This is a genomic window from Klebsiella sp. 54 (genome assembly GCF_018223875.1).
Classification (GTDB): domain Bacteria; phylum Pseudomonadota; class Gammaproteobacteria; order Enterobacterales; family Enterobacteriaceae; genus Klebsiella; species Klebsiella quasipneumoniae.
Map to the genome: position 1 here is coordinate 42,458 of NZ_JAGRRA010000005.1, position 12,374 is coordinate 54,831.

Annotated in this window: 11 protein-coding genes; 3 read left to right on the forward strand and 8 right to left on the reverse strand. The window is 59.5% G+C overall.

Translation table 11 applies throughout. From position 1 onward, the window contains the following. Nucleotides 1-7 precede the first annotated feature (7 nt). The 3 genes from treC to nrdG all read left to right on the forward strand — a co-directional run bounded on the left by treC (nt 8) and on the right by nrdG (nt 4,893). Nucleotides 8-1,663 (forward strand): alpha,alpha-phosphotrehalase, encoded by a 1,656-nt coding sequence (gene treC, locus KHQ24_RS13545; protein ID WP_154041549.1) that lies wholly within the window; start codon nt 8-10, stop codon nt 1,661-1,663. A gap of 385 nt (nt 1,664-2,048) precedes the next feature. Then, nucleotides 2,049-4,187, forward strand: a complete 2,139-nt coding sequence (nrdD, locus tag KHQ24_RS13550) for an anaerobic ribonucleoside-triphosphate reductase (RefSeq protein WP_049114966.1) — start codon at nt 2,049-2,051, stop codon at nt 4,185-4,187. 241 nt (nt 4,188-4,428) lie between these two features. After that, nucleotides 4,429-4,893 (forward strand): anaerobic ribonucleoside-triphosphate reductase-activating protein, encoded by a 465-nt coding sequence (nrdG, locus tag KHQ24_RS13555; protein WP_032456904.1) that lies wholly within the window; start codon nt 4,429-4,431, stop codon nt 4,891-4,893. Between the two features lie 3 nt (nt 4,894-4,896). Here the strand turns inward: nrdG and KHQ24_RS13560 are convergent, their stop codons facing one another. The 8 genes from KHQ24_RS13560 to KHQ24_RS13595 all read right to left on the reverse strand — a co-directional run bounded on the left by KHQ24_RS13560 (nt 4,897) and on the right by KHQ24_RS13595 (nt 12,368). Continuing rightward, entirely contained in the window at nt 4,897-5,178 is a 282-nt protein-coding gene (locus tag KHQ24_RS13560; protein WP_017900571.1) for a type II toxin-antitoxin system RelE family toxin, read from the reverse strand. Further along, on the reverse strand, nt 5,168-5,410 hold the full coding sequence (locus KHQ24_RS13565) for a type II toxin-antitoxin system RelB/DinJ family antitoxin (protein WP_002886901.1): 243 nt from the start codon (nt 5,408-5,410) through the stop codon (nt 5,168-5,170). Before KHQ24_RS13565 ends, KHQ24_RS13560 begins: the two co-directional genes overlap by 11 nt. Nucleotides 5,411-5,487: 77 nt before the next feature. After that, on the reverse strand, nt 5,488-7,398 hold the full coding sequence (locus KHQ24_RS13570; RefSeq protein WP_004206509.1) for a BglG family transcription antiterminator: 1,911 nt from the start codon (nt 7,396-7,398) through the stop codon (nt 5,488-5,490). A gap of 22 nt (nt 7,399-7,420) precedes the next feature. Then, complete coding sequence (locus KHQ24_RS13575; RefSeq protein WP_057212389.1) at nt 7,421-8,572, reverse strand: lactonase family protein; 1,152 nt, start codon at nt 8,570-8,572, stop codon at nt 7,421-7,423. Nucleotides 8,573-8,638: 66 nt separating this feature from the next. Then, nucleotides 8,639-9,379 carry a 2-dehydro-3-deoxy-phosphogluconate aldolase gene (gene dagF, locus KHQ24_RS13580; protein ID WP_064187964.1) on the reverse strand — a complete coding sequence of 247 codons (741 nt, stop codon included), beginning with the start codon at nt 9,377-9,379 and terminating at the stop codon, nt 8,639-8,641. After that, entirely contained in the window at nt 9,376-10,494 is a 1,119-nt protein-coding gene (locus tag KHQ24_RS13585; protein WP_048322776.1) for a DgaE family pyridoxal phosphate-dependent ammonia lyase, read from the reverse strand. The genes dagF and KHQ24_RS13585 overlap by 4 nt, the downstream gene beginning before the upstream one ends. Continuing rightward, entirely contained in the window at nt 10,478-11,611 is a 1,134-nt protein-coding gene (locus KHQ24_RS13590) for an amidohydrolase/deacetylase family metallohydrolase (RefSeq protein ID WP_049092412.1), read from the reverse strand. The genes KHQ24_RS13585 and KHQ24_RS13590 overlap by 17 nt, the downstream gene beginning before the upstream one ends. 112 nt (nt 11,612-11,723) lie before the next feature. Further along, nucleotides 11,724-12,368, reverse strand: coding sequence for a DUF4310 family protein (locus KHQ24_RS13595; RefSeq protein ID WP_004206504.1), 645 nt, complete (start codon nt 12,366-12,368; stop codon nt 11,724-11,726). Nucleotides 12,369-12,374 lie beyond the last annotated feature (6 nt).

A 12,374-nucleotide genomic window follows, 5' to 3' on the forward strand; every position in this document is an offset into this window, starting at 1 on the left:
AAGTACTATGAATCAACTCCCCCACTGGTGGCAAAACGGCGTTATTTATCAAATCTATCCGAAGAGTTTTCAGGATACCACCGGCAGCGGTACCGGCGACCTGCGCGGCGTCACCTCCCGCCTCGACTATCTGCAAAAGCTTGGGGTAGACGCCATCTGGCTGACGCCGTTCTACGTCTCTCCGCAGGTGGATAACGGCTACGACGTGGCGAACTACACCGCCATCGATCCCTCCTACGGCACGATGGCCGACTTTGACGCCCTGGTGGCGGAGGCGAAGGCCCGCGGGATCCGCATCGTGCTGGATATGGTGCTGAACCATACCTCGACCGAACACGAATGGTTCCGTCAGTCGCTGAATAAGGAAAGCCCCTACCGTCAGTTCTATATCTGGCGCGATGGCGAACCGGACGCCCTGCCGAACAACTGGCGCTCCAAGTTTGGCGGCAACGCCTGGCAGTGGCACGCCGACAGCGGCCAGTATTATCTGCACCTGTTCGCCATTGAGCAGGCGGATCTCAACTGGGAGAATCCGGCGGTGCGCGCCGAGCTGAAAAAGGTCTGCGAATTCTGGGCCGACCGCGGCGTCGACGGTCTGCGCCTCGACGTGGTCAACCTGATCTCGAAAGATCAGACCTTTCCCTGCGATGCGGAAGGGGATGGCCGCCGCTTCTACACTGACGGCCCGCGGGTGCATGAGTTCCTGCAGGAGATGAGCCGCGATGTCTTCACCCCGCGTAACCTGATGACCGTCGGCGAGATGTCTTCCACCTCGCTGGAACACTGCCAGCAGTACGCCGCGCTGGACGGCCGCGAGCTGTCGATGACCTTTAACTTCCACCATTTAAAAGTCGATTATCCCGGCGGGGAGAAGTGGACCCTCGCCCGCCCGGACTATGTGGCGCTGAAGGCGCTGTTCCGCCACTGGCAGCAGGGGATGCACAACCGGGCATGGAACGCGCTGTTCTGGTGTAACCACGATCAGCCGCGCATCGTCTCGCGCTTTGGCGACGAAGGCGCGTACCGGGTGCCGGCGGCGAAGATGCTGGCGATGGTGCTGCACGGCATGCAGGGCACGCCCTATATTTATCAGGGCGAAGAGATCGGTATGACCAATCCGCACTTCAACAGCATCAGCGATTATCGCGACGTCGAGAGCCACAATATGTTTATCGAACGTGCGGCGCAGGGGCAAAGCCCGGACGAACTGCTGGCAATTCTTGCCAGCAAATCGCGCGACAACAGCCGCACGCCGATGCCGTGGCATAGTGGCGAGAACGGTGGCTTTAGCGACGGTGAGCCGTGGATCGGCCTTGGCGATAACTACCGGGAGATCAACGTCGAGGCGGCGCTGGCGGACCCCGATTCGGTGTTTTATGCCTATCAGCAGCTGATTACGCTGCGTAAAACCCTGCCGCTGCTGACCTGGGGCGATTATCAGGATCTCCTGCCTGACCATCCGTCGCTGTGGTGTTATCGCCGTCAGTGGCGGGGACAAACGCTGGTGGTCGCCGCCAACCTGAGCCGCGACCTGCAGACCTGGCAGCCAGAGGAGGCCCCAGGCGACTGGAAGATGATTATCAGCAACTATGCCGAGACCACGCCCCGCCCGACCGGGCTGACGCTGCGGCCGTTCGAAGCGGTATGGTGGCTACAGGCGTAAGGTATCCCCTGCCCTCCCGAAATGAGAAGGTCATGCCTGGCGCAGGTGGCGAACGCCAGGCATTTTTGCTTATTTTCCAGCCAGATAAATTTACATTTATCGCCAGCGCCCATCATCCGTACTCTCACCTTTTTACCTTGTTCTGGGTCAATAAAATCGCAAACATCTTTGATGCAAATCACTACATATAGAACTTAAAATGCGTCCCGGCCCTACATGTTGTATTAATCGTCTATTATGTCACCATATCTTGTCGATGTCTGGCGGTGATGAGATGTGGATAAAACGGGCCGGATCTGAAGGCAAACAGCACGAGCCGTAGCGCGCAGCGCCTTCGGGATAACCTCCGCCTCTGTGGATAACCTGTTCTATATATGGAGTGATCATGACACCGCATGTGATGAAACGTGATGGCTGTAAAGTGCCGTTCAAGTCAGAGCGCATTCAGGAAGCAATTCTGCGTGCAGCTAAAGCAGCGGGAGTCGATGACGCAGACTATTGCGCCACCGTCGCAGAAGTCGTTAGCCAACAAATGCAGGGCCGCGCCCAGGTCGACATCAATGAGATCCAGACCGCGGTGGAAAACCAGCTGATGTCCGGCCCCTATAAGCAGCTGGCGCGCGCCTACATTGAGTATCGCCATGACCGCGATAGCCAGCGTGAGAAGCGCGGCCGCCTCAATCAGGAGATCCGCGGTCTCGTCGAGCAGACCAACTCCGCGCTGCTCAACGAAAACGCCAACAAGGACAGTAAAGTCATCCCGACCCAGCGCGACCTGCTGGCCGGTATCGTCGCCAAGCACTACGCCCGGCAGCACCTGCTGCCTCACGATGTGGTGATGGCCCACGAACGCGGCATGATCCACTATCATGATCTCGATTACTCGCCCTTTTTCCCGATGTTTAACTGCATGCTGATCGACCTGAAAGGCATGCTGACCCAGGGCTTTAAGATGGGCAACGCGGAGATCGAGCCGCCGAAGTCTATCTCTACCGCCACCGCGGTGACAGCGCAGATCATCGCCCAGGTCGCCAGCCATATTTACGGCGGCACCACCATTAACCGCATCGATGAAGTGCTGGCGCCGTTCGTCAGCGAAAGCTTTAACAAGCATCGCAAAATCGCCGAAGAGTGGCAGATCCCGGATGCCGAAGGCTATGCCCGCGCCCGTACCGAAAAAGAGTGCTACGACGCCTTCCAGTCGCTGGAGTATGAGGTTAACACGCTGCATACCGCCAACGGCCAGACGCCGTTCGTCACCTTCGGGTTCGGCCTCGGCACCAGCTGGGAATCGCGGTTGATCCAGCAGTCGATTCTGCGTAACCGCATTGCCGGCCTCGGTAAAAACCGTAAGACCGCTGTGTTCCCGAAACTGGTGTTCGCGATCCGTGACGGCCTGAACCATAAGTTCGGCGATCCGAACTACGACATCAAACAGCTGGCGCTGGAGTGCGCCAGCAAGCGCATGTACCCGGATATCCTCAACTACGACCAGGTGGTGAAGGTTACCGGGTCGTTTAAAACGCCGATGGGCTGCCGCAGCTTCCTCGGGGTGTGGGAAAACGAGAACGGCGAGCAGGTGCACGATGGGCGCAATAACCTCGGCGTTATCAGCCTCAACCTGCCGCGCATCGCCCTGGAAGCGAAAGGCGACGAAGCCGCTTTCTGGGCGCTGCTGGACGAGCGCCTGCAGCTGGCGCGCAAAGCGCTGATGACCCGTATTGCCCGCCTGGAAGGGGTAAAAGCGCGCGTGGCGCCGATCCTCTATATGGAAGGGGCCTGCGGCGTGCGACTGAAAGCCAACGACGACGTCTCCGAGATTTTCAAAAACGGCCGGGCGTCGATTTCGCTGGGCTATATCGGTATCCATGAAACTATCAATGCGCTGTACGGCAACCAGCATATGTACGACAGCGAGGCGCTGCGCGAGAAGGGTGTGGCCATCGTCCAGCGCCTGCGCGACGCCGTCGATTTGTGGAAGGAAGAGACCGGCTACGGCTTTAGCCTGTACAGCACGCCGAGCGAAAACCTGTGCGATCGCTTCTGCCGTCTCGATACCGCCGAGTTTGGCGTGGTGGAAGGGGTAACCGACAAAGGTTACTACACCAACAGCTTCCACCTCGACGTGGAGAAGAAGGTCAACCCGTACGATAAGATCGATTTTGAAGCGCCGTATCCGCCGCTGGCCAACGGGGGCTTCATTTGCTACGGCGAATACCCGAACATCCAGCACAACCTGAAGGCGCTGGAGGACGTGTGGGATTACAGCTATCAGCATGTGCCGTATTACGGAACCAATACGCCGATCGATGAGTGCTACGAATGTGGTTTCACCGGCGAGTTCGAGTGCACCAGCAAGGGTTTTACCTGCCCGAAATGCGGTAACCACGACGCCTCCCGCGTTTCCGTTACCCGCCGGGTGTGCGGCTACCTCGGTAGCCCGGACGCGCGTCCGTTCAACGCCGGCAAGCAGGAAGAAGTGAAGCGCCGCGTGAAGCACCTGGGCAATGGGCAGATCGGTTAAAGAGCAATGTGCTTTTCCCGGATAGCGGCGCGCAGCGCCTTATCCGGGCTACCACTACCACTGTCGTAGCCCGGCCGAGCGCAGCGACGCCGGGAAATGGCCGCACTCCTCCGTTTTCGCAAAGCAATTAGCGTCAGAGCAAGGCGGCAAACGAGGGAATCCCCGGGAGCGTACATTCAGTACGTGACTGGGGCGAGCGAGCGCAGCCAACGCCGCTATGGCGTTAATTGAGAAGCGAAAAATGAATTACCATCAGTACTACCCGGTAGATATTGTCAACGGCCCCGGCACCCGCTGCACCCTGTTTGTCTCCGGCTGCGTCCACGAGTGCCCAGGCTGCTACAACAAAAGCACCTGGCGGGTGAATTCCGGCATGCCCTTCACGACCGAGATGGCCGACCGCATCATCGCCGACCTCAACGACACCCGCATCAAGCGCCAGGGGATTTCGCTCTCCGGCGGCGATCCGCTGCATCCGCAAAACATCGCGGAGATCTTAAAGCTGGTTCAGCGCGTGCGCGCCGAATGCCCCGGCAAAGATATCTGGGTCTGGACCGGCTATAAGCTGGAAGAGCTGAATGAGGCGCAGATGCAGGTGGTGAACCTGATCAACGTGCTGGTCGACGGTAAGTTTGTGCAGGATTTAAAAGACCCGGCGCTGATCTGGCGCGGCAGCAGCAACCAGGTCGTGCATCATTTGCGATAGCGTTTAGAGCCGTTTATTCGCCTGATGATAAACGGCCGCTTTCTCTCTTTTGCCAATGGCAATAACGTAAACCACCACCACCCTATCTCGTACTTGATACACCAGCCGATAACCTGACGCCTTAAGCTTGATTTTGTAGCAATCCGGCAAATCGCTCAGCCTGGCCGACTCAATTCGCGGATTCTGCACAATCTGCTGGAGCTTATTTTTGAACTGTTTTTTGACCGTCTCGCCAAGCTGCCATTCGCGCCAGGCTCGTGGATCAAACTCCAGTTCATAGGTCATCCAGACTCACCTTAACCCCCGGCCGTGGGTTTTCCAGCCGCTCGCGAACGGTGCGTAACAACGCCGCTTCGCCATCGCTGATGGTCATACTTTTCACCGGCATGCGGCCATTTTCCGCAATGTATTGAAACAGCAGGCGTACCGCCTCCGTTGGCGTCATATCGAGTTTCTCCAGCACGGCATAAGCCTCTTTTTTGAGTTTATCATCCAGCCGAACGTTGAGCGTGGCCATTATGCCTCCAGAAAGGGATATTTTGTAATGCATTATAGCATTACATTTGAATTACACTCGAATCTGGAAAACGCCTCTCAAAACCGGCTGACGCATTCCATCGCCACCGTTTTAAACTCATCGAAGCTGCGGGTCGTGGCGAGGCGGCTCATGGCGCGCTCGCGCAGGAAAGTCACGAAAATATCGTAGATCGCCATCGCCTCTTCATACTCGCGCTTGCTGATGGCGAGCAGGAAGATGATATGGGCGGTTTCGTCCCCCCAGGCGATGCCCTGCGGAGCGATAACGGTATAGACCACCGTCTTTTTCGCCAGCAGACCCAGGGAGTGCGGTAGCGCAATACCGTCGCCGAGCATGGTGCTGACGATCGCTTCACGCTCCACCACCGAAGCATGAAACTCCGCATCGACGAAGCCTTCCTCCAGCAGCTGCTGACACAGTTCGGCGAATAGCGTTTGCTGATCCATCGGCGTGTCGATCACCCGGAAATGGGCGGCATCGAAGTACTTATTCAGCATCCACGGACGGGTGCGGTCCACCAGCACCAGCTTGCCGATCTGATCCAGTTGATAGTCAGTGGGGAACGGCGCGATGGTCACTACCGGCTTGTCTTTTTCGCTGATCCGCACCGTGGAGATAACAAAATCCGCCTCGATCGCGTCCCGCTGTTCGTACTCGCGCTGGGAAATAGTGGCGGCGATCTCCAGCTGCGGATATTTGCGCTGCAGGATCGCCTCAATCATCCGCACCATCGCATTGCTGGTATCGCACACCAGCAGCACCTGCGGCTGACGCTGGTAGCCGATGTTGTAGTGGCGCTCCAGCCCGACGCCGATATGCAGCACCAGAAAACCGATTTCGTTTTCGCTAATGGTATAAGGCGTGTATTTGCCCCAGCTGGAGACCGCGGCGAGGGTCATATCCCAGGCCATCGGGTAGTGCTGTTTGATGTTATCCAGCAGCGGATTGGGGATCATGATCTGGTAGCGTACGCGGGTGATCATGGTCTTTATGTGGGTCAGCAGATCGGCGTGCAGCTGGGCATCGTCCAGCAGATTGTAGTTATACTGGCTGTTGATGTAGCGCAGGATGTAGTTGACCAGCGCTTCGTCATCGTCGGCGCTGATGGTTTCCGGGTCCACGTCCTGTACCTGACGGGCGGCGATATGCACGCACAGCCACTCTTCTTCCGCGGGCGATAAAGGTTTACCGGCCAGCCGCTGCAGTTCGCCCGCCAGATCGCGCGCGGCATCACGGACGTTCTGCGCCACATCTTCAGCACTGAAATCCGCCAGCGGGTAGCCTTCGCTGACGCGGCGCACCACCACCGCCCCGTACAGGCAGATAAAGCGCTCGCCGACGTCGGTGAGGCGAATATGGTGCCGGGTGAGCGTCTCCTGCAGCACGGGCTCCAGCAGCGCTGGCACCTCCGCGGCAAAGGCCTCGGCGCCGATCGGCGGCGCGATACCGCCCTGCTGGGCCAGCTCCCACAGCAGGTCGGTGAGGCAGGCGCGAACCGATACCTCGCTGCCAAACAGCTTCATACCGTGGCGCGGGCGGGTTTCAAGGGTGAGCTGATAGCGCTGGAAGCGCTCGCGCACCTCGACCATATCGTTCTGCAGCGTGGCGCGGCTGACGAACCACTCATCCGCCAGGTCTTCCAGCTTGATGGAGAACGCCGATGTCAGAAAACGCACCAGCAGAAACGTGATGCGATCCTGGGCGGTACGCGGGACATGCTGCGCCTTCGGCGACGTCTCCTCCAGTGTCTGAAAGCTCGCCGGGTTATCAATTTTCAGCTGATAACCACTGCCGCGGTTAAGGATAAACTGCGCGCCATACTGCGCCAGTAGCGCATTCAGGGCGGTAATATCGGCGCGCACGGTACGGGTGGAAACCGACAGGCGTTGCGCCAGCTCATCCTGCGGCAGCGTTTCATTCCGCAGCAGGGTGAAGAGTTGCGCTAAGCGTTGGTTGGGAAATCGCATGTCAGTTCCTTGTGGTTACGGCTCAGGGTTGGGCGGATATCACCATCTGCGATGGGCTGCCGACCGGCGTGTAGTCTGAGACAAAGGTCAATTTGCCATCCTTCGGCGCCACGCTGAAGCGGGTAATATTATCGCTACGCTGGTTCATGACGTACAGCCACTGCCCCTGAGTATCCAGGGTCAGCGTGCGGGGGTAATCTCCGCGCGTCCAGATATCCTCCTGGTGGCTCAGGCGGCCATCGGCCTGCACCGTAAAGTGGGCGATGCTGTTATGCAGACGGTTGGCGACGTACAGCTGTTTGCCGTCGTTGCTCAGCGCCAGACCGGCGGCAAAGCTGGTGCCCTTATACTCTTTCGGCAGCGCGGAGACGGTTTTGCCTTCGCGCAGCAGACCGCTTTGCTGATCCAGATGATAGAAGGTCAGCGTCGACGCTTCTTCGTTAATCAGCCACAGGCCGTCGCCCTTTGGCGTAAAGACGAAGTGGCGCGGGCCGGCGCCCGGCGACGAAGCGGCGATAAATGGCGGATCGTTCGGCGTCAGCTTGCCGCTGGCGCTATCCAGCCGGTACTGATAGATCCGATCCAGCCCCAGATCGGTAGAGTAAACGTATTTTCCGCTGGGATCGGCGGCGATCATATGGGCGTGCGGGCCATTGTGATCGCTGATGGCGAAGCTGCCCTCGACGGCCGCCGCCGGGCGTTCGGCCCCTGCCGGGCCTTCATCCTGATGCCTGTCCACCGCCTCACCCAGGCTACCATCTTCTTTGACCGGTAGCACGGCGATGCTGCCGCTGACGTAGTTGGCCACCAGCAGCTGTTTACCGTTTGGCGTCAGGGAGAGATAAACCGGCCCGGCGCCGCCGGAGGCGACCTGATTGAGTGCGGTCAGCTCACCGTTCCTCTCAATGCGCCACGCCTGCACCACGCCTTTCTCCACCTCGCTGGCGGCATACAGCGTTTTGCCATCGCGCGAGACGGTCAGCTGCGCGACGTTCGCCAGCGAGCTCACCAGCGCCTTGTCCCGCAGCGCGCCGGTTTGGCCATCAACGGTAAAGCGGTACAGACCTTCGCCATTGGGATTATAGGTGCCAATCCAGGCGTAGTGGGTTTGCGCGGCGGCGCCGGCGGCAAGCAAAGACAGTGAAGCAACAAGCAGGTGACGAGCGGTTGGCATGGTAACTCCTTGATGGTTCGGTGGGATCAGTTGCCCCTCACCCTTTGAGGGTGAGGGGCAAGGGCACTACTTCACTAACTGTTTGGTCATCTCCAGCAGCTGGCGAACATCGGCCGGGCGGGTGTTGCCGCTGGCTTTATCGATAATCGAGCTGTAGATATGCGGGATGATTTTGCTTACCCCGGCATCAAGGGCGATTTTCAGGATCTCGCTGTAGTTTTCCAGATCGATACCGCCGGTCGGCTCCAGCCAGAAATCGTGCGCGGCGCAGGCTTTGGCCACTGCTTCGAACTCGTCGCGGTGCTTCAGGCCGCCCATCGGGAAGTATTTGATAGAGCTGCCGCCCATATCTTTTAACAGCGCGATGGCGGTTTCCAGCGGCACAATCCCATCCGCCGCGCCGCTGCTCAGCGGGCCGGTGGAGATCTTCACCATCCCCGGGGTGCCGGTGGGCGAGACCAGGCCGTTGACCACCGTTTCGTTCTGCCCGAGCAGCGCGCGGCTGGTGGCCACGCCGGTGAAGACCTGGTTGACGTGCTGCGGCTGCACCTGGCGAGAAATCTCGCTCACCATCGCCGACTGATTCGGATCCCCCGCGCCCAGCCCGACGGAGAGGGCGTTATCAATCAGCTTCGCGTAGTCGCGCATATCGGCCACCGCGCTGGCGACGTCCGGGTAATTTTTGGAGAGCACGCCGACCAGGACACGACCTTCCGCCGCGTCGTAGATTTCCCGAGCGTTGTCTTTGCTGCCCGCCAGGACGTTCAGGCACACGCGGTCACGGTAAAAGTTTGGGGTCAGTTTCATGCTTGTTTCTCCTTGTGCAGAACTTCCGCGATGCGACGGGCGACCACCGCCAGCTGCTGTGCGTTAACGCTGCGGACATCGGCTTCGATAATGCCTTCATTCGCTTTATAGCCGCGGAAGTAGATGGCGTATTCGCCTTGCTTCAGCGCGTTAACCAGATCGCCGGTCTTCACGCCGGTCACCGCTTCGTCGAATTTGATTTCGGCGCGGGCGATATCGCGGCCGGCGCTGTCCCATACCACACGGGCAGTGACGCCGTCGAGGGTGTTGAGCTGTTCGATAAACGGCGTCATCTTCGTCACCATCTCCTCACCGCTCTCTTTGCTCGCCGTCAGGTAGTGTTCAATGGCGCAGGTCAGGCCGAGGATCCCCTCTTTCCCCACTTTCATCGCCCGGCCAATGCCCATCGACTGGCGTTTAACCCACTCAACGTACTGCGTTTTGCCGATCACCAGCCCGCTGGTCGGCCCTTCAATCGCTTTCGCGCCGCTGTAGATAACCAGGTCGGCGCCCATGCGGTAGTAGCACTGCAGATCTTCCTCCGCCGCCGCGTCGACGATCAGCGGTAAATGATGCTGACGCGCTACTTCCGCGGCCTGCGCGACGTTGAGCATGCTTTTCTGCACGCAGTGGTGGGATTTGATGTAGAGGATCGCCGCGGTGCGCGGGGTGATCGCCGCCGCCAGCTGTTCGGCAGAGCATTCGTTGGCGTAGCCCGCTTCCACCAGCTTACCTCCGCCCAGCGCCACCATGGTGCCGACCGGCGCGCCGAAGTTGACGTTGTGGCCCTTCGGCAGGACGATTTCGTTATTCTCTATCGGCGTAACGTGCAGGTTCTCCAGCAGCCAGTCGCTGTCTTTCACCAGCACCGCCGCCACCGACTGGGCAATCCCTGCCGACGCGCAGGAGACCACGGTCGCCCCTTCCACGTCCAGCAGCCTGGCGATGTACTCGCCGGTCTTATTCACCAGGTCTTTCATTTCAAAGTACTGGTTCATACCGGCCATCGCGGCTTCCACCACTTCCGGGCGCGGCGTGGAGACGCCCAGCGCCGTCATCCGGCCGGAAGTGTTAATAACTTGTTTTAAATGGTATTTTTCAAAAATCGAAGGCATGTTCCGCGCTCCCTTGTTCGGTCAGATAGCCTTTGCCCGCGCGGATCGCGGCCAGCGGCACCAGAATGTTGTCTGCCTGGAGGCTCTCTTTTTCGGCATCCACCAGCAGCGTAGGCTGGCGCTCCAGGCGAAATAGCGTTAGATCGGCGTCGAAACCCACTTCCAGCCGCCCTTTACGCGACAGGCGCAGCCCCTCGGCGGCGCTGACGGTCACGCAGTCAATCACCTGCGGCAGGGTCATGCCGATAGCGAGGAATTTCGACATCACCAGCGCCAGCGAACGTACCGGGCCGTCGATGCGGTTGCGGCAGTAAATATCCGAGCTGATGGTGTGCGGCAGAATGCCCAGCGCAATCGCCCGGCGCGCCACTTCAAAGCTGAAGCTGGCGGTACCGTGGCCGACGTCAAGGCGCACGCCGCGGTGCAGGGCGCGGGTAATCGAACTGCGCAGTTCGCCGGCAGGATTCAGAATGCGGTTCGGCTTGCCGTTATAGCAGTGGGTAACGATGTCGCCGCGACTCAACAGCTCGGCAATTTCATCGAGGTTCGGCGGATTATTGCCGATGTGTACCATCAGCGGCAGATCGCCGTTTTCCTGCTGCATAGTCTTGGCGCGCGCCAGCGGCGTAATGCCGTTTTCCCCCACCACGCTGCTGCTCATCCGCGCTTTCAGGCCGACGATAAAGTCGGGATGGCGCTGCACCGCCTGCTTCACCGCCTCGGCGTCGATATTGGCCATATTGGCCAGTTCGTTCTGGGCAATCAGCCCGACGCGGGAGATATTGAGCAGGGCATAGACTTCCGTCACCGCTTTGCGGGTTAACTGGTAGAAGTCGTCCACATCGTCGGCGCCGGTGCTGCCAGCATCAATCACGGTGGTGACGCCGGTGGCGATGCCAACGCTGTCCGGCTCATCGTGATATATCGGCGAATTTGGGTAGCAGTGAACGTGGGAGTCAATCCAGCCGGCGCTGACGTAGCTGTTGCCCTGCAGATCGATGGTTTTACGGGAGGGCGCGCTAATCTCGCCCAGCGCCGCGATTTTCCCGTCCTGAATGGCGATATCAGTCAGGGTATCGTCGACGAGGCGCGCGCGGCGCAGGAGTAAATCAAACATAGCTATCTCCTGATGAAAGAGTGAATCTGTTGCCGGATGGCGGCGTACCGCCTTATCCGGCCTACACATCGCGCTGACCTGTAGGCCCGATAAGCGCAGCGCCATCTAGCGATTAGCTAATCGCCACCGGGAAGATCGAGCCGAGGATCATCGCGCCGAGGATGGCGCCACCGGTGATCGGTTTCTGCCAGATATAGAACAGCAGTGCGCCAACCAGCGAGCCGATCCCGATAGGAATCGAGGCGGTCATTGCGCTGAGGATAATCAACGGCCCCAGGAAGCGGCCGGAGGCGTTACCTGCGCCCATCATCACGTCGGCGCCGTAGGTGGAGTCGCTCTGGTTGATGGTGAACTTACGCGCCAGAATGATGATGTAGCCCACCGCCAGGCCGAGGATCAGGCCGGTTGCCAGCGAGGCGGCGAAGTTCGCCACCGGGAAGACAAAGCCCGCGCCGAGCAGCAGCGCCGGGACGCCAAGACCGATCCCGGTCTGAATAGCGCCGCCGATATCGAGGATCCCCACCAGCGACCCTTCGATGATGCGGGCGAACAGGAAGCTGGCGCCAAACGCCGCCACCGCGCCGTAAACGCCGGTATCAATCCCCGACTTCAGCATCGCCACGAAGGCGACTTCGTTAAAGGCGCCGATGCCGTACAGGTAGTACATGTGGGTCCCGGCGAAGACGCCGGAGGAGAGCAGGCCAACGAAGATCGGGAACGACCAGTCGGCATACCAAAAACCTTTATTCTGTTCCATTATCAG